This is a genomic window from Pseudomonas sp. A2, assembly GCF_023100865.1.
GTDB classification, from domain to species: Bacteria; Pseudomonadota; Gammaproteobacteria; order Pseudomonadales; family Pseudomonadaceae; genus Aquipseudomonas; species Aquipseudomonas asiatica.
Genome location: NZ_CP039127.1, coordinates 867,362 through 893,883, shown reverse-complemented (window position 1 = coordinate 893,883; position 26,522 = coordinate 867,362). Strand labels below are relative to the sequence as shown.

The window sequence follows — 26,522 nt, the reverse complement described above, 5'->3', positions numbered from 1 at the left end:
TGAAAACTGTCAGCTGTGAAACGCCAGGCCTTTGTTGGCGGCGATTGCGCGTTCGAAGGCAAGGTTGGCGATGGCGGTGTCCTGGGCCCCGGTGCCAGTCAGGTCGCACAGGGTGACCTCTTCGGCCTGCACACGGCCCGGGAGCAGGCCGGCAATGATCTGGCCCAGCTCGGAATGAACGGCCTGTTCGCTGACCGCGCCAGCGCGCAAGGCGTGGTGCAGTTCGCCCAGCACGCGGGTCTGGCTCAGGCGGTCGGCGACATAACGGTCGAGCCGGGCCAGGGCCGTGGGCGCGATCTCGTTCTTGTGCTCGGCATCCGAGCCCATGGCAGTGATGTGCAGCCCCGGTTGCAGGTGATGCGGCTGGATAAGCGGCTCGCGGCTGGGGGTGCAGGTGATGGCGATATCGACCGCCTGCATGGCCTGGTCGACACTGTCGCAGGCCTGTACCTGCAGTTGCCCATCACGTCCCAGGTCATCACATAACGCTGCGGTTCTCTGCGCATCGCGCCCCCACACCTTGACCTGCTCGATCGGCCGCACCAGACGCAGTGCCTGCAGCTGCAGGCGTGCCTGTTCGCCACTGCCGATCAAGGCCACGCTGCGGCTGTCCTGCCGCGACAGCCAGCGGGCAGCCACCGCACCGGCTGCAGCGGTGCGCACGGCGGTGAGGTAGCCATTGTCGAGGAGCAAGGCATCGAGCAGGCCAGTGCGGGCCGACAGCAGCATCATCATGCCGTTGAGGCTGGGCAGGCCAAGCTTGGGGTTGTCGAAAAAGCCTGGGCTGACCTTGATCGCGAAACGCTCCAGCCCAGGCAGGTAGGCGGTTTTCACGTCCACCTCGCCGTTGTGCTCGGGCACATCCAGGCGCAGGATCGGCGGCATCGCCACATTGGCCGTGGCAAGCAGGGCAAAGGCCTGCTCGATGGCATCGATCGCGTCGCGGTCGAGGGTAATGCAGCTACGCAGGTCGGCTTCGCTGAGCAAGGTGATGGCCGGCATTCGAATACCTCCAGTGAAGGAACGTGAATTTCAGGCGTCGCCGCCATTGATGACGCGCTGATGCTGTGCGCTGTCGACGTTGCGCCCGCTGACCACCACCACCACCGGGCCGCGGGCCGTCACCAAGCCGTCGAGCAGCGCGGCGATGCCGACTGCACCGGCACCTTCGAGTACCAACCGTTCGTGCTGGTAGGCGTGGCGCATGCCATTGGCGATCGACGCTTCCGGCAGCAGGTGGAGTTGGTCGAGCAGACGCTGGGTCATGTTCAGGGTGTGCTGGTTGCCCAGGCCGATGCCGCCGCCGAGCGAGTCAGCGAGTGTCGGCAGCTCCTCAACCTCGACCGGCCTGCCGGCCTGCAGGCTGGCGTACATCGCCGCGCCGCGCTGCATGCTGATGCCATGGGTGGTGATCGCCGGCTTGATGCTTTTCATGGCCAATGCCACACCTGCGAACAGGCCACCACCGGAGAGCGGAATCAGCACCTGCTCCACCTCGGGCAACTGCTCGATGATTTCCAGGCCCAACGTGCCCTGGCCGGCGATGACCTGAGGGTGATCGAAAGGTGGGATCAGGGTTGCGCCCTGTTGGTCGGCATGTTGTTGTGCGGCGTGCTGGGCATCGTCCTGGGAGTGGCCGACGATGCACACTTCGGCGCCCAGATCGCGGATGGCCTGGACTTTGTTGGCTGGCACCAGTTGCGAAAGAAACACGGTTGCCTTCACGCCCAGTTGCGCAGCAGCGTGGGCCACCGCCCGGCCGTGATTGCCGGTGGAGGCCGTAACCACGCCGCAAGCGCGTTGTTCAGCGCTGAGTGCGGCGATGGCATTGCTGGCGCCGCGCAGCTTGAAGCTGCCGGTGGTCTGCAGGGCTTCGAGCTTCAGGTAGACCGGCGTGCCCAGGTGCCGTGACAGGCTGGGGGAAAGTTCCAGCGGCGTGCTGCGCACCAGGCCGTGGATACGCTGGCGGGCGAGGTAGAGATCGTGAAGCGAGAGCGCTGACATGACCGGGACCCAACAAGTGAGCTGATGTTGGGCGGAGTGTATGAGGCGAAAATTGTCGTGATGAATGTACTAGGGCAATTTGCCGGGGAATTTGTTTTTGCCTGTACCGGCCTCTTCGCGGGCGCGCCCGCTCCCACAGGAATCGCGCATTTCCTGAACCCCGCACGGAACCTGTAGGAGCGGGTTTACCCGCGAAGAGGCCGGTACAGGCCGCTCAAAGCTCGTGGATCTGCGGATACTGCCCAAACAACTCCCGCATATCGCCAAAGGCCTGGCGCAGCTTTGCCTCGGAACACTCGGCGCCTACGCACAAGCGCACGGCCCGTGGCCGCGGTGTACCGCGCACCAGGAACGGCTCCGGCGGCGTCACCGCAATCTGCCGGCGGCGCAAGGCACGCACCAGGCTGTCCACTTCCCAGCGCTCGGGAATGTTCAGCCACGCCCCTAGGGCATGGGCGTGCTGACCACGCACATAATCCCCCAGGTACTCACGCAACAACGCCTGACGCTCGCCCAGCAAGGTGCGCTGCAGCGCCACCAGCTGCGCCGCGCGCCCGTCGTTGATCCAGCGCGATGCAATCTCCGCCACCAGGGGCGTGGCCATCCAGCTGTTGACCCGCAAGATGCTCTCGGTGCGCAGCGCCAGCCGCTTGGGCATGGCAAGATAGCCCACGCGCAGGCCGGTAAGCACCGACTTGGTCATGCTGGTGCAATAGAACGACAGTTCCGGCGCATAGGAACTGAGCGGCCTGGCATGGCTGCCACCCAGTAGCGGCCCATAAACGTCATCTTCGATGATATGCACGCCAAAGCGCCGGGCAATTTCGGCAATCTCCTGGCGCCGGCTGTCGGGCATCAGGCTGACGGTCGGGTTGTTGAGGTTGGGTGTGCACACCAACGCGGTCACCCGCTCGTTGCTGCAGATGTCCTCGAAATGTTCCGGGTTGATGCCCTCACGGTCCATCTCCAGGCCTTTGAGGGTGAAACCGAGCACCTGTGAATTGCCGATCACGCCATGGTCGGTCAACCCCTCGCACAGCACCACATCATCCGGCCCGGCCAGCGAGGCCAGGGCCAGGAAGATGGCGTGGGCGGCGCCGTTGGTTACCAGCACATCGTCACGCTCGACCTGCATGCCCAGGCCGGCAAGCCAGCGCACCGCGGCCTCGCGGTGGCTCTCGAAACCGGCGATGGGCCGGTAGGCATGGATCCACGGCTGGTCCTCTTCCACGGCCAGCTCGGCGCAAGTGTCGCGCCAGATGCGCTCATGCACCTGGGTGTGCAGGATGCGGGTGATGGAGAAGTCGACCAGGGTACGCTCGGGCAGGTCGATGATGTCATCCGACACACGGTCGCTCATGCGCCGGCTGACGAAACTGCCACGGCCGATCTCGCAACGCACCAGGCCTTGTCGCTCCAGTTCCTTGTAGGCATTGGTCACGGTCTGCACGCTGATGCCCAGGGCATCGGCTACCTGTCGCTGCGGTGGCAGGCGCTGGTCATGTACCAATACGCCGCGCTCGATCTCGCCGGTGACGGCCTGGACCAGGATCTTGTATTTGGACTCGCCGATGCGAGCCGCGTCCAGGGCTGCCTTCCAACTGTTCATCATGATGTTCGCTTCGCTTGCCGGGGCCAGGGTCACAGCATCCCCCGTACAAGTGCTTCGGGCAATTGTCCTAGTGCAATGCCATCGCCGTTTCAGCTTTTGTATGCTCGCCCCAAGGTCGAACTCCCGCTGCCTGGCAGCCTCGAACAAAAGACCGACCTGCTATCGCTGTTTTGCTCCACTGCCTCCTAACACAGAGCCGTCGACGACGGTTTTTATAACAAACAGGAGCTTCATTGATGAGCCAGCCTTTCAACGTTCCACGCCCCTTCCAGCGCCTGCTGATGGCCTGTGCCGCCGTCGGTGTGCTCTCCAGCGCCCAGGCCGCCAGCCTGGACGAGATCAAGGAAACCAGCCGCATCCGCATCGGCTACGCCAACGAAACCCCGTTCGCCTTCACCGAAACCGATGGCCGTGTAACCGGTGAGTCACCGGAAATCGCCAAGATCATCTTCGAGAAAATGGGCATCAAGCAGGTCGATGGCGTGCTCACCGAGTGGGGTTCGTTGATCCCGGGCTTGCGCGCCGGGCGCTTCGATGTGATTGCAGCAGGCATGTACATCACCCCCGCACGCTGCAAGCAGGTGATCTTCACCGACCCGCAGTACGCCCTGCCCGACACTCTGCTGGTGGCACAGGGCAATCCGAAGAACCTGCACACCTACGCCGACATCGCCGGGAACCCGGACGTGAAGCTGGCGATCATGGCCGGCACGGTCAACCTCGCCTATGCCCGCGACTCCGGCATCACGGATGCGCAGATCCTTCAGGTGCCGGACACCACCGCCCAGTTGCAGGCCGTGCGCGCCGGCCGCGCCGATGCTGCCGTGGGCACCCAGCTGACCATGAAGGGCCTGGCGAAAAAGGGTGGCGACAAGGTCGAGGCGATCAGCGACTTCACGGACGACCCGGCCCACACCGGCTACGGTGCCCTGGCCTTCCGCCCCGAGGACAAAGCCCTGCGCGACGCGGTCAACGCCGAGATGAAGAAGTGGCTGGGCAGCGAGGAGCATCTGAAGACCGTCGCGCCGTTCGGCTTCGACCGCAGCAACGTGACTGACAAGACCGCCGCCGAGCTCTGTGCCCAGCAGTGAATCGAGGTGGCATGGCGCTTGCCGTGCCATTCCCTGTGTAATCCGATTATTCAGGTCGAACCATGGGTGAATTGATACCGTTGTTACTGCAAGGCGCCTGGATCACCATCCAGGTCACCTTCTTCGGCTCGCTGCTGGCCATCGTCGCCGCGATCCTCGCCGCCCTCGGCCGGCGTTCGTCATGGCGGCCATTGAGCTGGCTGTGCGTGGCCTACATCGAGCTGTTCCGTGGCACCTCGCTGCTGGTGCAGTTGTTCTGGCTGTTCTTCGTATTGCCGCTGCCACCGTTCAACGTCGAACTCAGCGCCTACACCGTGGCCATCGTCGGCCTCGGGCTGCACATCGGTGCCTACGGTGCCGAAGTGATGCGCGGGGCGATCAGCTCGGTGGCCAAGGGGCAGTACGAAGCCTGCACCGCGCTGAACATGCCCGCCACCACCCGCTTCCGGCGGATCATCCTGCCGCAGGCATTGCTGGCGGCCATCGCACCTGGCACCAACCTGCTGATCGAACTGCTGAAGAACACCTCGCTGGTGTCGCTGATCACCCTGTCGGACCTTAGCTTCCGCGCCCGTCAGCTGGACCAGGCGACCTTCCAGACCCTGGAAATCTTCAGCCTCACCCTGCTGCTCTACTTCGTCCTGGCACAGGTCATCAACTTCCTCATGCGTCGGGTCGAACGGCGCCTGAGCCGTGGTCGCCTGCGGGGGAGCCTGTCATGAATTTCTGGGACTGGAACTACGTCGCGCAAATCCTGCCCGACTTGCTGCAGGCGTCGCTGAAAACCCTGGGCATCACCTTGGTTGGCTTCCTGATCGCAGTGGTGCTGGGCCTGTTCCTGGCCATCGCCCGACGCAGCCGCCAGGCCTGGCTGTCGTGGCCGGTGGCATTGCTGATCGAGTTCATCCGCAGTACGCCGCTGCTGATCCAGGTGTATTTCCTCTACTACGTGCTGCCCAACTACGGGGTGAACATGACGGCCATGCAGGCCGGCATCATCGGTATCGGCGTGCACTACGCCTGTTACCTGGCCGAGGTTTACCGCGGCGGCCTCGACTCGGTGGCGCGCAGCCAGTGGGAAGCGGTGGTCGCCCTCAACTTCGCGCCGTGGACCGCCTACCGGGCAGTCATCCTGCCCCAGGCGATTCGCCCGATCCTGCCGCCGTTGGGCAACTACCTGATCGCCATGCTCAAGGACACCCCGGTGCTGTCGGCCATCACCGTGGTGGAAATCATGCAGCAGGCCAAGAACGTCGGCTCCGAAAGCTTCCGCTACCTCGAGCCGATCACTCTGGTCGGTCTGTTCTTCCTGGCCTTGAGCGTCGCTCTGGCCTACCTCGTTCGGCGCCTTGAAGTGCGCCTGGAGCTCCGCTGATGATCGCCCCTGTGACTCACTTCGCCACTGCCACCGTCACCCAGCCGCTGGACACCCACATGCCCACACCGGCCATTGCCCAACCAATCGTCAGCTTCAAGGACGTGACCAAACGCTACGGCAGTTTCACCGTGCTCGACGGCCTCAACCTCGATGTCGCCCCCGGCGAAAAGGTGGCGATCATCGGCCCCAGCGGTTCGGGCAAATCGACGTTGCTGCGGGTACTGATGACGCTTGAGGGCATCGACCAGGGCATGATCGAAGTCGATGGCGAATCGCTCACCCACATGCCCGGGCGCAACGGCGAGCAGCTCATCGCCAACGAGCGCCATGTACGCAAAGTGCGCGCGAAGATCGGCATGGTGTTCCAGAGTTTCAACCTGTTCCCGCACATGAGTGCCTTGCAGAACGTGATCGAAGCCCCGGTCCAGGTACTGGGCGTGAAGCCCTCCGAGGCGCGCGAACGGGCTGCGGAGCTGCTGGAGATGGTTGGCCTGGGCAACAAGTTCGAGCATTACCCGTCGCAATTGTCCGGAGGTCAGCAACAGCGCGTGGCGATTGCCCGGGCGCTGGCGATGCGGCCCAAGGTGATGCTGTTCGACGAAGTGACCTCGGCGCTGGACCCGGAACTGTGTGGCGAGGTGCTGAACGTGATCCGCCGGTTGGGCAGCGAACACAACCTGACCATGCTGATGGTGACGCATCAGATGGGCTTTGCCAGGGAGTTCGCGGATCGGGTGTGCTTCTTCTACAAGGGGCAGATCCACGAACAGGGGACGCCGGCGCAGATCTTCGAAAACCCGCAACAGGAGCGGACCCGGGCGTTCCTGAGTGCAGTGCGGGAGGCGAACTGACCGGCGATCGTCGCGTCAGTACTCGCGCCGCTTGCGAAACGCCCAGCGCCCCACCAGCACGGTGAAGGTCGCCACCAGGGCCACCAGCACCCAGAAACCATGGGGGTTTTCCGCCAGCGGCACACCCCCGACATTCATGCCGAAGAAGCCGGCGATGATGTTGATGGGCAGCGCCAGCACGGTCACCACGGTCAGGGTGAACAGGGTGCGGTTGGTCTGTTCGTTGAGCTTGGCGGCGATTTCTTCCTGCAACAGCTTGATCCGCTCACCGAGGGCGGTGAGGTCGCTGATCACCAGGGTGAACTCTTCTGTGGCCGCGCGCAGCTGGCGTATGTCCTGTTCCTGCAGCCAGTCGGGCGGCCGGTTGAGCAGGCGCAGCAGCGCCCCCGGCTCCAGCGCCAGCAGGCGCTGCAAGCGCACCAGCACCCGGCGCATGCTGCCCAGTTCGGCGCGGTTGTCGCTCAGGCGCTGGGACAGCAACTGGTCTTCGATGCGGTCGACGCTGGTGGTGGTTTCACGCACGATCTGGGTCAGCACATCGCCCTGGTCGCGCAACAGATGGACCAGCAACTCGATGGACGAATGAAAGCGCTCGCCATGCTTGACCGACGAGCGCAGCTTGTCCACCGAATGCAGCGGCTGCAACCGCGCGCTTACCAGCAACTGGCTGCTGGCGCAGGCCCACAGCGTGGAGATGTTCGAGGACACCAGGCCGAAGTTGAACACCACATCGTTGACCACCGCCAGCAGCGCCGAGTCGGCGTGTTCGATACGGGTCGAGCGCGAACCTTCGCGCAGGGTTTCGAAGAAGGCTTCGGGCAACTGCACGTGGGTACGCAACCAGCGTTCGCAGGCAGCGTGGGCCAGGTTCAGGTGCACCCAGAGAAACTCGCCAGGTTCCAGCGGCTGGCCGAGCGTGCGCAACAACTGCGCCGAATCGATTTCGCGCCCCGGCTGGCCAGGGCGGAAGGCGAAGGCGTAGAGCAGGCCGAACAGGTCGTGGTCCTGTGGCAGATGCAGCGCGGGATGGCCCATTCGAACTCGCAATGAGGCACGGGGAGATGGCAGAAAGGTTGCTGAATATTCGTTGCAGTCAGATGACAGCTGGATAGCTGAAAGCCCTTTGGGCTGCGCTGTCGCGTAGAGAGCCGAATTCGCAAGCGGTCCGCATACCCTGGGGGAGCAACTGTCTTGCTCAAATTCTAAAAGTTGGCGCAATCCCCTGTGGGAGCGGCTTTAGCCGCGAAGAATCCAACGCGGTGCCTGGCACCGGCTGCGCCGGTGTTCGCGGCTAAAGCCGCTCCCACAGGATGCGCAGTGCGAAACCTGAGAAAGCGCAGCCATCACTTCACAAATTCCTGAACTGATTATTTGCCCGCAGCGATTTTTCCCCTCGCCAACCGCCACCAGAATCGCTTCACCACAATCACAAGAACCGTGAGGCCACTCCCGTGGACCAGACACTCCAGGTACGGCAAGCCGCCGCCGACCTCGTTGCGGCGTTCGCCAGCAACGACACCGCTCGCTATTTCGCCTGCTTCAGCGAAGACGCCACCTTCCTTTTCCACACCCTGCCGCAACCGCTGCTGTCGCGCCATGCCTACGAGCAACTCTGGGCCCAATGGCAGGCCGACGGGTTTGCCGTGCTCGCCTGCGAATCGGGCAATGCCCAGGTGAGCCTGCAAGGTGACATGGCGATCTTCATGCATGATGTGGCCACGCACATCCGCATCGCCGGCGAAGAACACCAGTTGAGCGAGCGCGAAACCATTGTCTTCCGCCGCCACGGCGAACGGTGGCTGGCCTGCCACGAGCACCTGTCGGTCGTATCGCCGGCCTGATCCCCTTTACGCGGCCCTGCCGCCCTGCCATCGCACCCACAAGAAGGCCCGCGCACTGCGCCGGCCCACAACAACCGCGCTGGAGCATCACCATGAGCCACTCGACCGGTATCGAGACCAACGGCGTCGAACAGATCCCTGACGATCAACGCGACGCCTCCCCGCTGGACCTGTTCCGCCTGATCTTCGGCGGCGCCAACACCTTCGCCACGGCCGTGCTGGGCAGCTTCCCGGTGCTGTTCGGGCTGTCGTTCCAGGCCGGCGTGTGGGCGATCCTGCTCGGCGTCGGCGTGGGCGCGCTGATCCTCGCGCCCATGGGCCTGTTCGGCGCGCTCAACGGCACCAACAACGCTGTGTCGTCTGGGGCGCACTTTGGCGTGCACGGGCGCATCGTCGGTTCGTTCCTGTCGCTGCTCACCGCGGTGGCGTTCTTTTCGCTGTCGGTGTGGAGCTCGGGCGACGCCCTGGTCGGCGGCGCCAAGCGCCTGGCCGGCCTGCCGGAAACCGACCTGACCCTGGGCCTGGCCTATGGCCTGTTCGCGGTACTGGTGCTGGTGGTGTGTATCTTTGGCTTCCGCTTCATGCTGTGGGTCAACAAGATCGCCGTGTGGGCCTCGAGCCTGCTGTTCCTGCTGGGCATCGTTGCCTTTGCCGGGCCGTTCGACGCCGGTTATGCGGGTAGCGTAAACCTCGGCCAGGCGGGCTTCTGGGCGGCATTCGTCGGTGCGGCGATCCTGGCCATGAGCAACCCGGTGTCGTTCGGTGCATTCCTCGGCGACTGGTCGCGCTACATCCCGCGTGAAACGCCCAAGGCGCGCATCATGCTGGCGGTGATCGCGGCCCAGGGCGCGACACTGATCCCGTTCCTGTTCGGCCTGTGCACCGCCACCCTGGTGGCCACCCAGGCGCCGGACTACATCGCCGCCAACAACTACGTCGGTGGCCTGCTGGCGGTGGCGCCAAGCTGGTTCTTCCTGCCGGTGTGCCTGATTGCGGTGATCGGCGGCATGTCCACCGGCACCACCGCGCTGTACGGCACCGGCCTGGACATGTCCAGCGTGTTCCCACGCCTGCTCAGCCGTGCCGGCGCCACCCTGCTGATTGGCGTGCTGGCGATCGGTTTCATCTTCATCGGCCGCTTCACCTTCAACCTGGTGCAGAGCGTCTCGACCTTCGCTGTGCTGATCATCACCTGCACCAGCCCGTGGATGGTGATCATGATCCTCGGCCTGATCACCCGCCGCGGGTTCTACCATGCCGACGACCTGCAGGTGTTCACCCGCGGCCAACGTGGCGGCCACTACTGGTTCCTGCATGGCTGGAACTGGCGCGGCATGGGGGCGTGGATCCCCAGCGCGGCGGTGGGCCTGTGCTTCGTCAACCTGCCAGGGCAGTTCGTCGGCCCACTGGGCGACCTGGCCGGCGGCATCGACCTGAGCCTGCCGGTCACCCTGGGGCTGGCCGGTGTGCTGTACCTGCTGCTGCTCAACCTGTTCCCCGAACCTGCCGGCGTGTATGGCCCCCAGGGCCCGCGTTGGGTGCGTTGCAAAAGCACCGCGCACTCGCCGGTAACCACCGCCGAAACGGCCTGACTGGAAACCGACCATGACCACTTCCCACTACATTGCCGGCCGCTGGGTCGAAGGCCAGGGCAGCGACTGCATCAGCGTCAATGACCCGGCCCTTGGGCAACCGTTTGCCGAACTGATGGCCGCCAGCGTCGCCCAGGTAGACCAGGCAGTGACCGCTGCCCGTGACGCCCTGCCCGCCTGGAAAAGCACCAGCGCCAGCGAACGCGCCGCCTACCTGCGCGGCTTTGCCGAACAGCTCGGGCAGCGCCGTGAAGCGTTGATCACCTTGCAGATGCGCAACAACGGCAAGCCACGTCACGAGGCGGAAATCGACCTGGACGACGCCATCGCCACCTTCGGCTACTACGCCGAACTGGCCGAGCAACTGCCATCGAAGAACCGCGATGTGCCGCTGGCTGCGCCGGGTTTCAGCGCTCGCACCCGCCTGGAACCGGTGGGCGTGGTCGGCCTGATCGTGCCGTGGAATTTCCCGCTGGTGACCAGCGCCTGGAAGCTCGCCCCGGCCCTGGCCGCTGGTTGCACCGTGGTGCTCAAGCCATCGGAAGTCACCCCGCTGATCGAACAGGCCTACGGCCAGATCGCCGATGCCCTGGAGCTGCCGGCCGGGGTGTTGAACATCGTCAACGGCAAGGCCGAAACCGGCGCTGCACTGAGCAACCACAATGGCCTGGACAAGCTGTCGTTCACCGGCAGCAACAGTGTCGGCAGCCAGGTAATGCGCAGCGCTTCGGCGCAGTGCCGGCCGGTGACGCTGGAGCTGGGCGGCAAGTCGGCGATCGTGGTGTTCGATGATTGCGACGTGGGCCAGGCGGTGGAATGGATCGTCGCCGGCATTACCTGGAACGCCGGGCAGATGTGCTCGGCCACTTCGCGGCTGCTGGTGCAGGACGGCATTGCCGATGCATTGCTGCCGCGTTTGCAGGCCGCACTGGAACAGCTACGGGTCGGTAATCCATTGACCGAAGAGGTCGATATGGGGCCGCTGACCAGCCAGGCGCAGTGGCTGAAGGTGGCCGGCTACTTTGCCACGGCGCGGGAAGAAGGCCTGCAGTGCCTGGCCGGTGGCAAGGCGCTGGACCGGGATGGCTGGTTCGTCAGCCCGACGCTGTATGCCGACGTGCCGAAAGACAGCCGCCTGTGGACCGAGGAAATCTTTGGCCCTGTGCTGTGCGCGCGTCGCTTTGCGACCGAGGAACAGGCAATTGCCGAGGCCAACGATAGCCGCTTCGGGCTGGTGGCTACGGTGTGCTCCGCCGATCTGGAGCGCGCCGAGCGGGTGGCCGATGCGCTGGAGGTTGGCCATGTGTGGATCAACTCGGTGCAGGCGGTGTTCGTCGAGACCTCGTGGGGTGGCACCAAGGGCAGCGGGATCGGACGTGAGCTGGGGCCTTGGGGGCTGTCGGCCTACCAGTCGGTCAAGCATGTGACGCGCTGTCTGGGTTGAGATTTCCGGGGCCGCTTTGCGGCCCTTTCGCCGGCAAGCCATGTGCCATCCCTGTGGGAGCGGGCTTGCCCGCGAAGAGGCCGGCACAGGCGACACAAAACTCTGCGTCCGCGTGACTTTGCCCGCCCACCGCAAAGTCCCACTTCCTGGTACCCCCACAATCACAACACCAGGCCGGACCACCCATGCACCCTCAACGCACCGCCTTGCACAACGAACTGCACGCCCGTCCGTCGCTGTATTTCGACGGCCCGGCGCATGTCTTCCACCTGGCCTTGCTCGGCGGCGATGCTGCCTGTGCGGCACTGCTGCAACGATGCTGCCCGGATGCCCTGGACACCGCAGCCGCCCAAGGCATCACCCGCCTGGATGGCCATCCGTTCAAATGGGAACGGCACACCGAGTTCTTCACCCTGACCCTGGTAGTGCCCTGCACTGCCGCCGACACCGAGTGGCAAACGCTGCCGCCGGTGCTGGCCGAGGCTATCGCCCCGCAAGCGGCGCATGTGATCAACGCGGTGCAGGTGCTGGTCCGTGACGAACAGGAACTGGAACTGCCCCACTACGGTTTCAAGGACCCGTGCGGCTCCTGCGTCGGCGGTGGCGATGCGGTGGTGTGGAGCGATTTTCGCCTGACCGAGGACGGCACCAACCGCTTCCTGTTCATAAACCGTCGCCTCAATGCCTACCGACAGGGCCGCATGATCCGCCGTCTGCTGGAGATCGAGACCTACCGCATGATGGCCTCGCTGACCCTGACCACGGCCAAGCACCTCAGCCAGGAACTGGATGCCTTCGACAAGACCCTGGTCAACCTCTCGGAGCGAAGTGCCGGTGTCGATGACCATGATTCCAAAGGCTTGCTGGAAGCCATTGCCCACCTGTCACGCCAGGTGGTCAGCCGTACGGTGAAAACCCGCCACCGCTTCGGCGCCACGCAAGCCTATGCGCAACTGGTGTTCGAACGCCTGGGCGAGCTGCGGGAAAGCCATGTGGGCGATTGCCAGCGCCTGGGGGTTTTCATCGAACGCCGGTTCAAGCCAACCGTGCGCTACTGCGCGGCCACCGAGCAGCGCCTGGAGCAGCTGGCAAAGAATGTGGCCAACCTGGGCGACCTGTTGCAGGCGCGGGTACAGGTGGAAATGGAAGAGCAGAACGCCGGGATCCTGCGCAGCCTCAATGCCCGGGCTGATGCCCAGGTGAAGATTCAACGGGCGGTGGAGGGGCTGTCGATCATTGCCATCACCTACTACCTGCTGAACTTGTTCAAGCTGCTGTATGGCGGGCTGAATGTGCTGGGGTTAGGGCTGACGGCGCGGGATGGGCTGTTGGCCATGACGCCGCCTGTGCTGTTGGTGTTGTTGGTGATTTTGCTGAGGATCAGGCAGGCCAAGCAGCATTGAGGGTTGGGGGCGCCTTGCGCCCCTATCGCGACACAAGGCCGCTCCTACAGGGACTGCACATTTCCTGTAGGAGCGGCCTTGTGTCGCGATGGGCTGCAACGCAGCCCCCGATGCTCACACCGGCTCGTCAGCCGGCCGTGCATTCTCTTGCACCAACACCATGCTCTGCGGCGACGACAGGGCAATACCTTCATCACGCAGGCGCCCAAGGATGGTGAACAACAGGTCACTGCGCGTGCCGGACACCTGCCGCGGCCCCGCCACGTAACCACTCACACCTATCACCATGCCGCTGCTGGTCAGGTCCTTGAAGGTGACCGAGGTAGCTGGCGCATCCAGAATCGCCTCGTGCTCCTGGTAAGCCGCCAGCAGCAGTTCACGCACGCGGTTGGCATCGGTCTCCAGCGGCATGGTCAGGGTAATGCCGACCACGCCCAGGGCGTTGCCCATGGTCACGTTACGCACGTTCTGCGAGATGAACTGCGAGTTGGGCACGATAACCGTCGAGCGGTCGGACATCTGGATCTCGGTGGCGCGCACGTTAATACGGCGAATGTCGCCCTCGACACCCGCCAGGCTGACCCAGTCGCCCACCTTGACCGGGCGCTCGGTCAGCAGGATCAGGCCGGAAATGAAGTTCTGCACGATCTGCTGCAAGCCGAAACCGATACCCACCGACAGGGCACTGACCACCCAGGTCAGGCTGGTGAGGTTGATGCGCAGGGTCGACATCACCAGCATGGCCAGGAAGATGAAGCCCAGGTAACCCACCAGAGTCACCAGCGAGGCACGCATGCCGGCGTCCATGTCGGTTTCCGGCAGCAGGCGATCGCTCAGCCAGCGTTTGACCACGCGGATGGCGAACAGGCCGCCGAGGAACATCACCACTGCCAGCAAAATGTCCTGGGGGACAATGTTCATGTTGCCCAGCAGCTTGCCGCCGGTCTCGTCCCAATCACCCAGGCTCAACAGCAGTTCGCTGGGGCTGGTGCCCGACGGCATCAGTGCCAGCAACAACGCCAGGAACAGCACCACGGTGCGGCCGATACCGGCCAGGATGGTGCTGGCCTGGGCCTGGTGACGTGGCGCCAGGCCCAGGGTCGAGGCCAGCGCCAGGCCGCCGGGTTGGCGGGGCGACAGCAGGGTTTCGCAGAGGTCGCCAAAGAACGTGGTCAGCAGGTAGGCACAGGTAATCACCAGGCTGACCCACAGCAGCTTGGCGGTGAGGAAGTAGGCGAGTGTCAGGTAACCGGCGAGCAAGGCCAGCAGGATCAACGTAAGCCAGATCACCATCACGAACGGGATCAGCCCGGCCAGGCCTGTGGGGCGCTCCAGGTCATGCTTGCGCAGGGTGCGGCGGTAACGCAGCAGCGCACCGGCGAAGGTGAACGCCACTACCAGCGCGGTCAGGCCGTTGACCGCCACGGTCAGCGCCAGGCTGGCACCGATCACGCTGTTGATGCGTTCCATGGTCATCATGACCATCAGCGCCAACGCCAGCACCTTGGGGAACCAGCCCAGGGCGCTGGCCACTTCATCGTGAATAGGCGGCAGGCGCCAGGACGGACGCTGCAGCATCAGCATGGCGCGGCCCAGGCCGGTGATGAAGGCACTGAACACCACCAGGGCAAGTACATGATTGGCCAGGCTGGCGATATCGGCGCCCAACTCGGCGCTGCTCTCCAGCCCCCAACGCAGCAGCGAGACCGAGCCGGCGATGGTGCCCAAGGTTGCCAGGCTGACACCCAGCGCCAGCGCACTGCGGCGCAGGCGGCCTTCGGGCAGCCAGCTGACCATGGCGCCGGCGAGAAGGCGCTCGAGCACGCGGCGCACCAAGGTCCAGACCAGGATTGCCGCCACCAGGCTGGTAATGAACAACCAGCGATTTTCAGCGCTGAAGGCACTGCCGATGGCATCAGCCGTCTCACCACGCAGGTCACGCAGGCGTGCAACATCGTCCTGGGTGGGGCGAATGATGCTCTGCCAGAATGCCGGGGTCAGCGGTGAGGCCGCGCGGCTGGTGATCTGCGAGTTGAACTGGCTGCGGCGCAGGTTGACGATTTGCGTGGACAAGTCGCGCGCCGACTGGGTCAGCTTGGAGGCCTGGTCCTGCTGCGCCACCAAGGCCTTCTTCTCGGCCTCCAGCGCTTTACGCTGCTGGGTCAGGGTAGCCGCCTCGTCCGGCTGGACCGGGCCGATGACCTTGAGCTTGTCGTCGACTTTTTCAACATCAGTGGTGCGCAGGGCAGTCAACGCGTCGGCCTGACGCTGCACCTGCATTGCGCCCAGGCGCAACTGCGAAAGCAGATCGTCATTGGCGTCGCTGGTAACGCCCTGGCGTATCTGGTCCAGCCGCTCGCTCAACTGCTCAATGCTGGCGTTTTCATCCAGCACGTCCGCTTCGGCAACCGCCAGATTGGACAATGGCGTGGCCGGGGCCGACCAGGCCGGGCTGGCAAAGGCAAGCATCAGGGCCATGAAAACCATCAGGCCTGGACAATAACGGGCAAGGCTGACACGCCTCATCGAATATTCCTCTTTACAATTCGATTTGGCGGGGGATTCTACGCGGCTTCACGCGATCAGGAGAGTGCCGTTTCTCGTTTGAGCAACTGCTGTTTGCGCTCGATGCCCCAGCGGTAGCCACTGATGTCGCCGTCGCGGCGGACCACCCGATGACAGGGGATGGCCACGGCGATGTGGTTGGCCGCGCAGGCCATGGCCACCGCACGCACCGCCTTGGGCGCGCCGATGCGCTCGGCGATGTCGGTGTAGCTGACCCGGCTGCCGGCCGGCACCTCGCGCAGGGCTTGCCACACCCGCTCCTGGAACGCAGTGCCTTGCACATCCAGTGGCAGGGCCAGGCCCAGCGCGGGTGCTTCGACGAATCCCACCACCTCGGCGACCAACCGTTCGTAAGCACTGTCGCCGCCGACCAGGTGGGCCTTGGGGAACTGGTCCTGCAGATCGTGCAGCAGGGCCTCGGGATCGTCGCCCAGCAGGATCGCGCAAATGCCTTTCTCGCTCTGGGCCACCAGGATGGCACCCAAGGAGCATTGGCCAAGGGCGAAGTGGATGGTTGCCCCGGCGCCACCGGCGCGGTATTGCCGCGGACGCATGCCCAGGCGCTGGTCGGCGCTTTCGTAGAAGCGGCTGTTGGAGTTGTAGCCGGCGTCATAGATGGCATCGGTGACAGAGCGCTGGCCATCTTCCAGGTGAGCGCGCAGGCGCCGGGCACGGAAAGCGGTGGCATAGGCCTTGGGGGTCAGGCCGGTTTCGGCCTTGAACAGGCGATGCAGGTGAAAAGGGCTGACGGCCAGTTGGGCGCTGAGTTGGTCGAGGCTGGGTGCCGGGTCGGTGGCTTCGATCAGGCGGCAGGCGCGGGTGACCAGCTGGCTATGGCGGGTGGCGCTGGTGGTGGCGGTGCAACGTTTGCAGGCGCGGTAGCCGGCGGTTTCGGCGGCAGCTGGGGTGTCGTAGAACTCGACATTGGTTCGCTTGGCAAGACGCGATTTGCAGCCGGGGTGGCAGTAGATGCCGGTGGTGCGCACGGCGTAGACGAAGTGGCCGGTGGCGGCGGTTTCGCGGGATTCTACGGCTTGCCAGCGTTGGTCGGGAGTGGTGTAGGGGTTCATTGGTAAATGTCCAGATAGGTTGTTGCCTGTGCCGGCCCTTTCGCGGGTAAACCCGCTCCCACAGGTACTGCATAGCCTTTCAAGGCTGTGGATATCCCTGTGGGAGCGGGTTTACCCGCGAAGAGGCCGGCACAGGCAGTGCAAAACCTCAAGCCCGCCACAGGTACCAGGCCGCCACGGTGCGGTATGGGCGCCAGCCGCCACCCAGCGAACGCATTTGCGCTGGCGTCGGCGCCTTGTCCAGCCCCTTCAGCCGCCGATACCCCTCGCGTACGCCAAAATCGTCGACCGGCAGAACGTCCGAACGCGCCAGGCTGTAGATCAGCAACATCTCCACCGTCCACCGCCCTACCCCGCGCAATGCCACCAGCCGTTCGATCAACGCCTCGTCAGCCATGGCCAGCGCCTCTTCCCGGCTCGGCACCAGGCCATCCAGCCGGCCTTGGGCAATACCCTGGATCGTCGCCATCTTGCTCGCGGAAAAACCACAGGCGCGCATGGTTTCCGGTGTAACCGCCAACAACTGCTCCGGCCCTGGGAACGCAGCCTCCGGGAACAACGCCAGCAAGCGCCCAAGAATTGCCTCGGCAGCACGGGCATGCAGTTGCTGGTAGGCAATCGCTCGCACCAGCACTTCGTAAGGTTCACGCCCCGGCGTGGCCTGGTGCAGGCAAGGCCCGGTCGCCTCGATATGCCGCGACCAGTCCGGGTCGAGCGCCGCAAGGTATTCAGTGGCCTCACGGTAGGCTTCAGGCGATAGGTCGGACAGGATCATGGCACCTCCAACGGGTCGATTGCAGGCCCAGCTTAACGCAGCCGTTCATCGGACAAACGCCGATTCTTGCGCGGCTAATTCCTGGCAGGGTATTGCTCGGCACCATCGCCCCGCAACCGCACCGTGCGCCGGTACGACTGCCGGGCAAAGCACACGAACAACCCGGCCATCAGCGCCAGCGCGATGGGCAGACCATGCGGCGCCACATCCATCGCCGCACCGCTGACCAGCGGCCCGACCAGGCTACCCACACCCCACAGCAAGCCCACGCTGGCATTGGCGGTAACCAGGTCCTGCCCCTTGAAGCGCTGCCCGATCAGTACCAGCGCCAGGGTATAGATGCCGCCTGCCACCGCGCCCAGCAGCACCAGCAGCGGCCACAGCAACCAGGTCAGGTTCAGCAGCCAGGGCAGGCCGATACCGATCGCCATCGCCAGCAGCCCGCATACCAGGTGCAGCCCGGTGCGCTCCACCCGGTCGGCCAACCAGCCAAGCGGCAACTGGAACAACATGTCACCGGCAAACACGACGGTCACCATCAGCGCCGCCACGCCCACGGCAAAGCCATGGCTGGTGGCATACACCGGCAGCAGCGACAGCACCACGGCATCGAAGAACGAGAAGAACAGCACCGCCACGCACAACGCCGGCGCCACACGGAAGAAACCGGCCAGGCCGAAGCTCTTTTCACCTTCTTCATGTTCCACATGGTCGTTGGGTACGGTCAGCACGATGCACAGCAGCGCCAGGCCATAGCAGGCGGTGACCACACCGGTGATCCACGGGCTGTCGGCGCCCAGCACCGCCAGCATTGCCGGGCCGAGCACCTGGAAGCCGGTGAAGCTGGTGGCGTACAGGGCCATGATCTTGCCGCGGTTGTGCTCCGGGCACAGTTCGTTGACCCACGACTCGCCGAGGATGATGGCGATACCCATGCCCAGCCCCAGGCCCAGGCGCAACAGCGCCAGCTGCCACAGCGAGCCGAACGCCGACTCGAGCAAGGCAATGCTGAGCGTGCACAGGCTGAAGCACAGCAGGTAGATGGTGCGCCGGGTCAGGTGGCGACAGCAGGCGTCGACCAGGAACGCCGAGAGCATCATGCCCGCAGCGGGGATGGCCGAGATGATGCCGATTTCCAGGGTGCTCGCACCGGCTTCATGCAGGCGCAACGACACCAGCGGCAGGCTGGCCCCCAAACTGAAACCCACGACCGAAACGGCGAACAACAGGCCCGCCAGCAAACGCATGTTCATGTACCACTCCTTGCAAACCGAAAAGACGTGCAGACACAGGCGCGCACGCCAGGGCGGCGAGCGACGCGAAAGCGCAGATCAGTTCAGGCGAGGTGTGGCGAGAAGGTGAAGGCAAAAAGCACGCTGCGGCGACGCTTGAGCACCGTGTCGCTCGGCCACGCACGACGCAGGGCCTGGAAGGCAGGCTGGCGGGCGTTTGGCAGGAGCTGGGTACGGCACATTGCTTTGACTACTACGCAGGTGGTTGAAGAAAGGGCGGACTCTAGGCCAAGGGTGGTCACGTCGTCAAATTTCGCGGAACAACCGCCTTGCATGGCCTCCAGACTTGCGCGGGCCCTTGTAGGAGCAGCCTTGTGCTGCGAAGAGGCCGGCAAGACAACAAATTATCTTCGGCAGTAAAGGCCTCTTCGCAGCACAAGGCTGCTCCTACAGGTTCTATGCATGCTTTCAGCGCTTGCCGGTACTTGGCAAGAACACCGCCAACAACCCGAACAATGGCAGGAACGAACACACCTCGTACACGTACTCGATGCCACGCAGGTCCGCCACATACCCCAGCAAGGCCGCACCGATGCCACCAAAGCCGAACATCAGCCCGAAGAAGATCCCGGCAATCATGCCCACGCTGCCCGGTACCAGCTCCTGCGCATACACCACGATCGCGGAAAACGCCGAAGCCAGGATAAAGCCGATCACCACGCTCAACACGGTGGTCCAGAACAGATCGGCATACGGCAGCACCAGGGTGAACGGCGCCACGCCAAGGATCGAAAACCAGATCACGGCCTTGCGCCCGATGCGGTCACCGATCGGCCCGCCAAAGAAGGTACCCGCCGCCACCGCACCAAGGAACAGGAACAGGTGCAGCTGCGAGCTGGCCACCGACACATCGAACTTCTCGATCAGGTAGAAGGTGAAATAGCTGGTAAAGCTGGCCATGTAGAAGTACTTGGAGAACACCAGCAGGCCCAGCACGATCAGCGCCGCCACCACCCGCCCGCGGGAAATGCCGTGGGTCGCCTGCACAGCCTTGCGCGCCTTGGCCTGGTTGAGGTGCTCCTTGTACCAGCCACGCAGCATCAGGGTGACGCCGAGAAAGAACAGCGCAGCCAGGCCGAACCAGGCCACGTGGCTCTGGCCGAACGGAATGACAATGGCTGCCGCCAGCAGCGGCCCCAAAGCCGACCCGGTGTTGCCACCGACCTGGAAGGTCGACTGGGCCAGGCCGAAGCGCCCGCCCGATGCCAGGCGCGCAATACGCGAGGTTTCCGGGTGGAAGGTCGACGAGCCGATACCCACCAGGGCCGAGGCCAGCAGAATCATCGGGAAGCTGCCGACGAAGGCCAGCATCACGATACCCACCAGGGTACACAGGGTGCCCAGTGGCAGCAGGTTCGGTGCCGGTCGGCGATCGGTAAAGAAGCCGACCCAAGGCTGCAGCAGCGAGGCGGTGATCTGGAACGTCAGGGTGATCATGCCGATCTGGGCGAAACTCAGGTCGTAGTTGGCCTTGAGCATCGGGTAGATCGCCGGCAGCACAGACTGGATCAGGTCATTGATCAGGTGCGCCAGGGCGCAGAAACCGATTATGCGCATCACCAGCGGCGTGGCTTGGCTCGCCGCTGCACTGGTGGGCGCCGTGGAGGCGCTACTGATAGCCATGTGCCTGAATCTCCGTCCGTAGTTTGGGATCCGATTATCGGAAAACAAATAGATACATAGCTACCTTTTATTTTCTTTGTCCGCGACACACTTGAAAATGGTTCTCAATATAATTAGCATCCTTGGCCAAAATACCCGTCATCGTTGGGCGAAACGGCCCTAATCGCGAGCACACCAACCCCATGAGCCCAATGCCCGTTCGCGTCCGTCCACGGCAGATCAACGCGCACCGCAGCCATCTGGGCAAATGGCTGGCGCTATTGTTCCTCCTGGGGCTGGCTGCTACCGCCTACCTGTACTGGCCGCTGATACAGCGCCTAGGCAGCGAATTGCATACCGATGCAGGTGAGCGCCGCAGCATCCGCCTGGCCGATGGCACCACCCTGCACCTGGGCAGCGCCAGTGCGATGAACGCCGACCTGCGCGGCCGCACGCGCCAACTGCACCTGGTGCAGGGCCGGGTATACCTGGAAGTGATGCTCGACGGCAGGGCCATGGAGATAGCAGTGGGCGACGCGCGCATCCAGGTGTTCGGTACCCGCCTGCAGGTCGCCCGCCATGCAGGCCATGACGAACTGGTGGTGCTCAGTGGCAAGGCCATGGTTATCCAAGGCAGCGAACAGCGCATGGTATCGATGGGTGAGCGGGTAACCTTCGATGGCGCGCATATCGGCCCGGTACGGAAAGCCGACCTCAAGGCCGCCGATGGCTGGCGCAGCGGGCAGTTGAAAGCCGGCGACATGCCGTTGGGCAAGGCAGAACCCGGGTCTGGCCGCTAAGTTTTTGAAAGCGTGCAAATTTTTTTTGAAATGAGTGTTGACAGGGGGGCCGTTCAAGAGAATAATGCGCGCCATCGGCTACATAGCTCAGTTGGTTAGAGCATAGCATTCATAATGCTGGGGTCCGGGGTTCAAGTCCCTGTGTAGCCACCAAACAAGACGAAGGGCTTACCGCAAGGTAAGCCCTTTTTCTTTGCCTGCGGAAAATTACCACAGGCCTGCACCCTTCCCGCACAGGGCATGCAATTGCCACCTCAACGCATTCCGGTCACCGCCACGGCCAGGCCCAACCCGATCAGCGCCAGGCCGATTACCCGGTCCACCAGCCTTTGCCGCTCGATCATCGCCTCGCGCAATGCCGTACTGGAGAAAAATACCGCCACCAGGCTGAACCACACCCAGTGAGCAATGGACATGAAAGCGCCGTAGGCAAAATCCAGCGCCAACGAGCTGCCCGGTTGCACTACCTGGGTGAAGGCACTGATCACGAACAGCATGGTCTTGGGGTTGAGGGCGTTGGTCAGAAAGCCCGTGCGCAGGGCCTGCGTTACGCTGGTGGCTGATGCGGCAACCCCGTCGAGGCTGATACGCCGGGTGTTGGTCAGCGACTGGAAACCCAGGTAGACCAGGTAACCCGCGCCCAGCACTTTCATGCCCAGGAACAGGGTCGGGCTCTGGCTGATGATCACCGCGATGCCCAGCACCGTGTACAGGACGTGCACCTGCACTCCCAGGGCAATGCCCACGGCGGCAGCCAGCCCGGCCTTGCGGCCCTGTGCATAACTGCTGCGGGTGACCATGGCGAAGTCGGCACCGGGGCTGATGACGGCAAGCAGGGTGAACAGGGCGACGGCAATGAGTTCGGTCATGCTGGTGGCTCTCGATAGACGATGGAAATGCACAGACCATGTAATTATCGAGAGCTTATAGCCCAGGAAAAATCGATTTATAGTGAGGCAAATCTGATAGCTTTCCTCACAGATATCTAGAGCCTGTGCCGGCCCCTTCGCGGGTAAACCCGCTCCTACAGGGGCGGCGCATCACCTGTGGGAGCGGGTTTACCCGCGAGAGGCCGGCACAGACAAACAGGAATGCCATGAAACTGCCGCCACTCAATGCCTTCCGCTACTTCGACATCGCCGCCGAAACCGAGAGCTTCGTGCGCGCCGCCGAGCACCTGCATGTCACCCATGGCGCAGTCAGCCGCCAGGTGCGTCTGCTTGAAGAAAGCCTTGGTGTGGAGTTGTTCGAGCGCCGCAACCGGGCCATTTTCCTCACCCCTGCCGGCCGTGCCTTGCAGGGCACTACCCAGGCGATCTTCGAGCAGCTCGAAGGCGCCGTGCAGCGTTTGCAACAACAGGCCCGCGACAACGTACTGGTGCTGTCGTGCGAGCCGACCATCGCCATGCGCTGGCTGATCCCGCGCCTGCCCCGCTTCCACGCCGCCCATCCCGACCTGCAGTTGCACCTGGTGGCCGCTGGCGGGCCATTGGATTTCGCACGTAGCGGTGTCGACCTGGCAATTCGCCGCGATGACTTCCACTGGGACAAACAGCTGTACAACCAGAAGATCTGCGACGAATGGATCGGCCCGGTCTGCCACCCCACCGCCCCCCTCCAACTCGAAGGCCAGCGCCTGCTGCACAGCGCCACCCGCCCCGGCGCCTGGCCCAACTGGCTGCGCCTGAGCGGCGAACAGGTCCGGCACACCGAGCGCAGCGACTACCAGCACTTCTACCTGTCGATTCAGGCCGCCAGCGCCGGCCTGGGCCTGGCCATGGCCTCAGCCCTCATGGTGCGCGACGAACTCGACAATGGGCAGTTGCAGGCACCGTTCGGCTTCGTGCGTGACGGCTCGGCCTACCACCTGCTCAGCCCCCTGCCGCTGGAAGACGACGGCAAGCGCCAGCGCTTCGCCACGTGGGTGATGGGCGAATGCAGGAGCTGCCTGGCTCATCTGGGCTTGATACAGAACGACGACCCCGCACGGCCGTCACCCCCCCAGGTACGGTAACCCGCGGTATCCACATGAATACGCCCGGAGGGGTAGCGCCCCAGGCCCATGTTCCAGGCCTGGCCGTATTGCTGCCAGAACCGGCACAGCGGGTTGGGGTCCGCCCACTCGGGCAGCAAGATATCGACAGCGAACGCCCGGGTATGGGCGCTGTTGGCCGCCCCGCCGGCGCAAGCATTCAGGCGCGGGGCTCGATAGGCTGAAACCACCTCGAACTGACGCAGGATGCCCTGGTCATGAAGCGTCTTTATCAGCGAGAGCGTTGAGCGCACTGCCGGCCAGTTGCTGGCGGGCGGCACGGCGAAGGGGGACGCTTGGCACTGCTTCCAGTCCGAAGCCGAACGCAGCAGCTGATGGATCGGCACCACGCCATAAAGACGGGCATCCACAAGCATCTCGCGAAATGGCCGTGTCTGATGGTCCCCGGCCCATTGCGCGAACAACCAGATATCACGCTCATCGGCCTGCGCTCCTGCACCCAACATGCCCAGCACCAGCGGCAGCCATCCAGCCCTTTTCATCCCTGCTCCCCTTGCCACAGTATGTGCCACGCTGCCGAATACGGCTGCGCCCAACAAGGAGTTAAGCATGCACAAGATGGCATTACCGAGCCTTGCCGCACTGGCCTTCAGCGGCCTTGCAGCCGCCGATGCGCGAATCGACCTGGGCGACGCCCAGCGCGTCACCCGCCTGTTCGCCTTCCCCAACAACTGTCACGTGATCTGTTATCGCGACTGGACCCTGGAGCAAACCGTAGAACACTATCTGACTCAGAGCGTACGCCGCGACGGCCATGCCGCGGCCCAGGTGCATGTAAGCCGCGACAACGATCGCCTGCACGCAACCATCAGTGGCGTACCCGCCAACTATGCAAAACCCCTGCGCAAGCTGCTCGACAGCGGTGAACTGGCCTATCAGGCGGCCACCCGGCTGAACGAGGACGGCAAATGGTCCTACGACTGGTATCTGTTCCTGCCGCTGGGCATGGCCCTGCAGAACCGCCGCAGCATCGAACTGCTGCACTTCCCGCCGGACTACTCGCTGACCCAGGCCCAGGACTACCTGCGTTCCAACACCACCGACCGCTGGGCCGAGCTGTTGACATTCAATGGCGTCGACGCCAGCCAGACCCCGGCCTACCAGACCATCATCGATATCGCTCCCATCGCCGCCCCCGCCAGCGCGGGTGAAACGCTGAAAGAAACCTACAGCTACTTCAAGGACTACCAGGTGCGCATGGTCAGCGAGATGACCCTGCAAAACCCCGCCAGGCCTCTGCCGATGGTGGCATTCGGCGCGCCAGTACGCAGCTGGATCCAGCAGCAGTACGGGCCGCAGGTGAATGTGCTGGGCCTGGTCAGCATCAGCCCGCAGGCAGGTGCCAAGGTACCGGTACTGGGTGCCAACCACCCTAGTGCCATCTGGTATGCGGCAGACAAGGACAGCCACGGCGGCAACCAGGATGCAGCTGATGCTGCCGGCTTGAAAATGATGGGGCAGGACCTGACGGCGGCCTGCTGGCAGGCAGGGATGGGGCGCAATCAACGGGCCGATGCCAAGCTGACGCTGGATGCCTGCTCGACCAAGTGGCAGGTTACACAGAAGAAACAGACCTGCGAGCTGTTCTTCCGCACCATTCGCAAGTACACGCCGGAGCAGGCGGCGGCAAAATGCAATACCGGCAGCGTGAGCAGAAGCCTGCGCGACCTGGCCAAGCCGATGGAGGCTCAGCCACAGGACCTGTGATTGAAGCCCGCCCTGCTCAATCTTCGAGCAGGGTGCAGGCCATCACCAAGGCGTCTTCTCGGCCGCCGGCAACCGGGTAATAGTCGCGGCGGCGGCCGATTTCGTTGAAACCATAGCGTTCGTACAAACGATAGGCCGACTGGTTGCTGGCACGCACTTCCAGGAAGCACTCGCGGCCATTGAGCTGGTAGGCCCGGGCCATCAGGTGCTCGAGCAGGCGCAGGCCCAGGCCGCGGCCCTGGTTTTCCGGCTTGACGGTGATGTTGAGCAGGTGGGCCTCGTCGATGATCACGTTGATCACGCCATGGCCCACCTGCTGCTGGCCGTCGAACATCAGCCAGACTTCATACGATTTGAGCGCATCCTGAAAGATCCCTCGAGTCCAGGGATGACTGAACGCGGCATATTCGATCTTAAGTACGGCATCCAGATCCGCCTCGGTCATCCGGCGGAAGCTGATCGAGTCACTCATTCAACGCTCTTCCAGCGCGCCATCAGCTGGCGCATGGCTTTCCAGACGTCCGCCTTGCGCTGCGGCTCGTCCATCAACAGTTCAAGGCCCGGCAAGGCCCAGGCTTCGCCCAGGCCCTCGAGCTTCAGGGTTTGGTAATAGGCTTCGCCGTCGACATTGGCGGCAAAGCGCAGCGCCGGCAGGCCGACCAGCCACAGGCAGGTGCACGGGGCGTCCTCCAGGCGCGCCTGGACAAAGCCCTGGACAAAATCGCGCGCCGCCTCCGGGCCCTGGTCCATGTTGCCGCGCACCAGCAGCGGCCAGCGCACCGGCTCGCCGATGATCTGCGGTGCGTCGGGCAGGCCGGCGGCGCGCAGCATGTCCTTGAGCAGCAGGTACGACGGGTCGCGGCTCTGGAACGGCTGGCCGGTGGCCAACTCCACCAGCAGCAGGCAGCTGCCGGCACGCAGCAACTGCAACGAGAAGCGCGGGGGTGGCACCATGGCCGGGCGCGGTGGCGTGGCTTGCTCCTCGGCCTCGACAGGCTTGGCGGCCGGCTTGGGCGCACTGCCCGGGCGCGGAATCTCGATTTTCGGCCGCTCGCCGGAGCGGGCCTGTGGGGTGACTGGCGCCTCGTTGGCAGCCGGTGCCGGCCTGACGTCGAAGTCGAGGTCCTCGACCGGCGCCACCGGAAGCAGCAGCTCGGGACGCGACGGTGCGGCGAACGGCAGTTCGGCGCGCGGCAGCCAGTGCACCACTTGCATGGCGGAAAGGTAGGCGCGGCGACGGGGTTCGGTGAGCAAGGGGCGGGGTTCCGAGGGGTGAAGACAAAGGGCCATTCTAACGCCGTTGGCATTCGAGTGCCGCAACTGGTCGGCGGATTTTTATTGCCTGTACCGGCCCTTTCGCGGGTGAACCCGCTCCCACCGGTACTGCGCAAGGCCCTGTGGGAGCGGGTTCACCCGCGAAAGGGCCAGTGAATCCCGTACAA

General features: G+C 64.2%; 24 protein-coding genes, 1 tRNA gene and 1 pseudogene. 12 read left to right on the top strand and 14 right to left on the bottom strand.

The features are described 5' to 3' along the window. Positions 1 to 9: 9 nt before the first annotated feature. The 3 genes from E5221_RS04195 to E5221_RS04185 all read right to left on the bottom strand — a co-directional run bounded on the left by E5221_RS04195 (position 10) and on the right by E5221_RS04185 (position 3,613). Positions 10 to 1,002 (bottom strand): cyclodeaminase, encoded by a 993-nt coding sequence (locus E5221_RS04195; protein WP_182329719.1) that lies wholly within the window; start codon positions 1,000 to 1,002, stop codon positions 10 to 12. Positions 1,003 to 1,032: 30 nt separating this feature from the next. Then, the gene (gene eutB / locus E5221_RS04190; protein WP_247846894.1) at positions 1,033 to 2,004 is read right to left on the bottom strand and encodes a hydroxyectoine utilization dehydratase EutB; all 972 of its coding nucleotides are present in this window, start codon (positions 2,002 to 2,004) and stop codon (positions 1,033 to 1,035) included. Positions 2,005 to 2,218: 214 nt separating this feature from the next. Then, on the bottom strand, positions 2,219 to 3,613 hold the full coding sequence (locus tag E5221_RS04185; RefSeq protein ID WP_061552025.1) for a PLP-dependent aminotransferase family protein: 1,395 nt from the start codon (positions 3,611 to 3,613) through the stop codon (positions 2,219 to 2,221). Between the two features lie 239 nt (positions 3,614 to 3,852). On the opposite strand from E5221_RS04185, the gene ehuB reads away from it, so the two are divergent. The 4 genes from ehuB (at position 3,853) to ehuA (ending at position 6,936) form a co-directional block, all read left to right on the top strand. Next, a complete protein-coding gene (gene ehuB, locus E5221_RS04180) occupies positions 3,853 to 4,707 on the top strand; it encodes an ectoine/hydroxyectoine ABC transporter substrate-binding protein EhuB (RefSeq protein WP_247846893.1) in 855 nt (284 codons plus the stop codon). A 62-nt stretch (positions 4,708 to 4,769) separates the two neighbouring features. Further along, positions 4,770 to 5,429, top strand: a complete 660-nt coding sequence (ehuC, locus tag E5221_RS04175; protein WP_013970844.1) for an ectoine/hydroxyectoine ABC transporter permease subunit EhuC — start codon at positions 4,770 to 4,772, stop codon at positions 5,427 to 5,429. Further along, positions 5,426 to 6,082 carry an ectoine/hydroxyectoine ABC transporter permease subunit EhuD gene (ehuD, locus tag E5221_RS04170; protein ID WP_003256382.1) on the top strand — a complete coding sequence of 219 codons (657 nt, stop codon included), beginning with the start codon at positions 5,426 to 5,428 and terminating at the stop codon, positions 6,080 to 6,082. Before ehuC ends, ehuD begins: the two co-directional genes overlap by 4 nt. A 59-nt stretch (positions 6,083 to 6,141) precedes the next feature. Then, entirely contained in the window at positions 6,142 to 6,936 is a 795-nt protein-coding gene (ehuA, locus tag E5221_RS04165; protein WP_220467664.1) for an ectoine/hydroxyectoine ABC transporter ATP-binding protein EhuA, read from the top strand. Between the two features lie 15 nt (positions 6,937 to 6,951). Here ehuA and E5221_RS04160 read toward each other — a convergent pair whose 3' ends face one another. Further along, on the bottom strand, positions 6,952 to 7,971 hold the full coding sequence (locus tag E5221_RS04160) for a transporter (RefSeq protein ID WP_247846892.1): 1,020 nt from the start codon (positions 7,969 to 7,971) through the stop codon (positions 6,952 to 6,954). A gap of 416 nt (positions 7,972 to 8,387) precedes the next feature. Here E5221_RS04160 and E5221_RS04155 point away from each other — a divergent pair, with 416 nt between their 5' ends. The 4 genes from E5221_RS04155 to E5221_RS04140 all read left to right on the top strand — a co-directional run bounded on the left by E5221_RS04155 (position 8,388) and on the right by E5221_RS04140 (position 13,216). Next, entirely contained in the window at positions 8,388 to 8,777 is a 390-nt protein-coding gene (locus E5221_RS04155) for a nuclear transport factor 2 family protein (RefSeq protein ID WP_013970841.1), read from the top strand. A gap of 92 nt (positions 8,778 to 8,869) precedes the next feature. Beyond that, positions 8,870 to 10,369 (top strand): cytosine permease, encoded by a 1,500-nt coding sequence (locus tag E5221_RS04150; RefSeq protein WP_013970840.1) that lies wholly within the window; start codon positions 8,870 to 8,872, stop codon positions 10,367 to 10,369. A 13-nt stretch (positions 10,370 to 10,382) separates the two neighbouring features. Then, positions 10,383 to 11,813: an aldehyde dehydrogenase family protein gene (locus tag E5221_RS04145; RefSeq protein WP_247846891.1), complete on the top strand. Its 1,431-nt coding sequence runs from the start codon at positions 10,383 to 10,385 to the stop codon at positions 11,811 to 11,813. Positions 11,814 to 11,998: 185 nt separating this feature from the next. After that, a complete protein-coding gene (locus E5221_RS04140; RefSeq protein WP_247846890.1) occupies positions 11,999 to 13,216 on the top strand; it encodes a DUF3422 domain-containing protein in 1,218 nt (405 codons plus the stop codon). Positions 13,217 to 13,330: 114 nt separating this feature from the next. Here E5221_RS04140 and E5221_RS04135 read toward each other — a convergent pair whose 3' ends face one another. The 6 genes from E5221_RS04135 to E5221_RS04110 form a co-directional block, all read right to left on the bottom strand. Beyond that, positions 13,331 to 15,742, bottom strand: coding sequence for a DUF3772 domain-containing protein (locus tag E5221_RS04135; protein ID WP_061551979.1), 2,412 nt, complete (start codon positions 15,740 to 15,742; stop codon positions 13,331 to 13,333). A gap of 56 nt (positions 15,743 to 15,798) precedes the next feature. Beyond that, complete coding sequence (gene ada, locus E5221_RS04130) at positions 15,799 to 16,851, bottom strand: bifunctional DNA-binding transcriptional regulator/O6-methylguanine-DNA methyltransferase Ada (protein ID WP_061551978.1); 1,053 nt, start codon at positions 16,849 to 16,851, stop codon at positions 15,799 to 15,801. Positions 16,852 to 16,999: 148 nt separating this feature from the next. After that, the gene (locus tag E5221_RS04125) at positions 17,000 to 17,626 is read right to left on the bottom strand and encodes a DNA-3-methyladenine glycosylase (RefSeq protein WP_013970834.1); all 627 of its coding nucleotides are present in this window, start codon (positions 17,624 to 17,626) and stop codon (positions 17,000 to 17,002) included. 74 nt (positions 17,627 to 17,700) lie between these two features. Further along, entirely contained in the window at positions 17,701 to 18,879 is a 1,179-nt protein-coding gene (locus E5221_RS04120; RefSeq protein WP_023661336.1) for an MFS transporter, read from the bottom strand. 83 nt (positions 18,880 to 18,962) lie between these two features. Next, positions 18,963 to 19,100 (bottom strand): hypothetical protein, encoded by a 138-nt coding sequence (locus E5221_RS04115; RefSeq protein WP_177328675.1) that lies wholly within the window; start codon positions 19,098 to 19,100, stop codon positions 18,963 to 18,965. Positions 19,101 to 19,326: 226 nt separating this feature from the next. Beyond that, positions 19,327 to 20,541: an MFS transporter gene (locus E5221_RS04110; protein WP_023661338.1), complete on the bottom strand. Its 1,215-nt coding sequence runs from the start codon at positions 20,539 to 20,541 to the stop codon at positions 19,327 to 19,329. Between the two features lie 182 nt (positions 20,542 to 20,723). Between E5221_RS04110 and E5221_RS04105 the strand changes: the two are divergent. Continuing rightward, positions 20,724 to 21,296, top strand: a pseudogene (locus E5221_RS04105) (FecR domain-containing protein); the annotation flags it as partial. A gap of 100 nt (positions 21,297 to 21,396) precedes the next feature. Then, positions 21,397 to 21,473 (top strand) — tRNA-Met (locus tag E5221_RS04100). Positions 21,474 to 21,574: 101 nt separating this feature from the next. On the opposite strand, the gene E5221_RS04095 is transcribed toward E5221_RS04100, so the two are convergent. Next, positions 21,575 to 22,189 carry a LysE family transporter gene (locus E5221_RS04095; RefSeq protein ID WP_139657408.1) on the bottom strand — a complete coding sequence of 205 codons (615 nt, stop codon included), beginning with the start codon at positions 22,187 to 22,189 and terminating at the stop codon, positions 21,575 to 21,577. Positions 22,190 to 22,416: 227 nt separating this feature from the next. On the opposite strand from E5221_RS04095, the gene E5221_RS04090 reads away from it, so the two are divergent. Beyond that, complete coding sequence (locus E5221_RS04090; protein WP_247846889.1) at positions 22,417 to 23,334, top strand: LysR substrate-binding domain-containing protein; 918 nt, start codon at positions 22,417 to 22,419, stop codon at positions 23,332 to 23,334. On the opposite strand, the gene E5221_RS04085 is transcribed toward E5221_RS04090, so the two are convergent. Then, on the bottom strand, positions 23,274 to 23,855 hold the full coding sequence (locus tag E5221_RS04085; protein WP_180355366.1) for a D-Ala-D-Ala carboxypeptidase family metallohydrolase: 582 nt from the start codon (positions 23,853 to 23,855) through the stop codon (positions 23,274 to 23,276). The genes E5221_RS04090 and E5221_RS04085 overlap by 61 nt on opposite strands. Before the next feature lie 67 nt (positions 23,856 to 23,922). Here E5221_RS04085 and E5221_RS04080 point away from each other — a divergent pair, with 67 nt between their 5' ends. After that, on the top strand, positions 23,923 to 25,080 hold the full coding sequence (locus E5221_RS04080; protein ID WP_247846888.1) for a hypothetical protein: 1,158 nt from the start codon (positions 23,923 to 23,925) through the stop codon (positions 25,078 to 25,080). Between the two features lie 16 nt (positions 25,081 to 25,096). Here E5221_RS04080 and rimI read toward each other — a convergent pair whose 3' ends face one another. Then, positions 25,097 to 25,552, bottom strand: coding sequence for a ribosomal protein S18-alanine N-acetyltransferase (gene rimI, locus E5221_RS04075; RefSeq protein WP_003256329.1), 456 nt, complete (start codon positions 25,550 to 25,552; stop codon positions 25,097 to 25,099). Further along, complete coding sequence (locus tag E5221_RS04070) at positions 25,549 to 26,334, bottom strand: hypothetical protein (RefSeq protein ID WP_024086238.1); 786 nt, start codon at positions 26,332 to 26,334, stop codon at positions 25,549 to 25,551. Before E5221_RS04070 ends, rimI begins: the two co-directional genes overlap by 4 nt. Positions 26,335 to 26,522 lie beyond the last annotated feature (188 nt).

Coding starts and splice junctions, on each gene's coding strand:
- E5221_RS04195 (WP_182329719.1), bottom strand. CDS start 1,002: ATGCCGGCCATCACCTTGCTCAGCGAAGCCGACCTGCGTAGCTGCATT.
- eutB (WP_247846894.1), bottom strand. CDS start 2,004: ATGTCAGCGCTCTCGCTTCACGATCTCTACCTCGCCCGCCAGCGTATC.
- E5221_RS04185 (WP_061552025.1), bottom strand. CDS start 3,613: ATGAACAGTTGGAAGGCAGCCCTGGACGCGGCTCGCATCGGCGAGTCC.
- ehuB (WP_247846893.1), top strand. CDS start 3,853: ATGAGCCAGCCTTTCAACGTTCCACGCCCCTTCCAGCGCCTGCTGATG.
- ehuC (WP_013970844.1), top strand. CDS start 4,770: ATGGGTGAATTGATACCGTTGTTACTGCAAGGCGCCTGGATCACCATC.
- ehuD (WP_003256382.1), top strand. CDS start 5,426: ATGAATTTCTGGGACTGGAACTACGTCGCGCAAATCCTGCCCGACTTG.
- ehuA (WP_220467664.1), top strand. CDS start 6,142: ATGCCCACACCGGCCATTGCCCAACCAATCGTCAGCTTCAAGGACGTG.
- E5221_RS04160 (WP_247846892.1), bottom strand. CDS start 7,971: ATGGGCCATCCCGCGCTGCATCTGCCACAGGACCACGACCTGTTCGGC.
- E5221_RS04150 (WP_013970840.1), top strand. CDS start 8,870: ATGAGCCACTCGACCGGTATCGAGACCAACGGCGTCGAACAGATCCCT.
- E5221_RS04145 (WP_247846891.1), top strand. CDS start 10,383: ATGACCACTTCCCACTACATTGCCGGCCGCTGGGTCGAAGGCCAGGGC.
- E5221_RS04140 (WP_247846890.1), top strand. CDS start 11,999: ATGCACCCTCAACGCACCGCCTTGCACAACGAACTGCACGCCCGTCCG.
- E5221_RS04135 (WP_061551979.1), bottom strand. CDS start 15,742: ATGAGGCGTGTCAGCCTTGCCCGTTATTGTCCAGGCCTGATGGTTTTC.
- ada (WP_061551978.1), bottom strand. CDS start 16,851: ATGAACCCCTACACCACTCCCGACCAACGCTGGCAAGCCGTAGAATCC.
- E5221_RS04125 (WP_013970834.1), bottom strand. CDS start 17,626: ATGATCCTGTCCGACCTATCGCCTGAAGCCTACCGTGAGGCCACTGAA.
- E5221_RS04120 (WP_023661336.1), bottom strand. CDS start 18,879: ATGAACATGCGTTTGCTGGCGGGCCTGTTGTTCGCCGTTTCGGTCGTG.
- E5221_RS04115 (WP_177328675.1), bottom strand. CDS start 19,100: ATGTGCCGTACCCAGCTCCTGCCAAACGCCCGCCAGCCTGCCTTCCAG.
- E5221_RS04110 (WP_023661338.1), bottom strand. CDS start 20,541: ATGGCTATCAGTAGCGCCTCCACGGCGCCCACCAGTGCAGCGGCGAGC.
- E5221_RS04095 (WP_139657408.1), bottom strand. CDS start 22,189: ATGACCGAACTCATTGCCGTCGCCCTGTTCACCCTGCTTGCCGTCATC.
- E5221_RS04090 (WP_247846889.1), top strand. CDS start 22,417: ATGAAACTGCCGCCACTCAATGCCTTCCGCTACTTCGACATCGCCGCC.
- E5221_RS04085 (WP_180355366.1), bottom strand. CDS start 23,855: ATGAAAAGGGCTGGATGGCTGCCGCTGGTGCTGGGCATGTTGGGTGCA.
- E5221_RS04080 (WP_247846888.1), top strand. CDS start 23,923: ATGCACAAGATGGCATTACCGAGCCTTGCCGCACTGGCCTTCAGCGGC.
- rimI (WP_003256329.1), bottom strand. CDS start 25,552: ATGAGTGACTCGATCAGCTTCCGCCGGATGACCGAGGCGGATCTGGAT.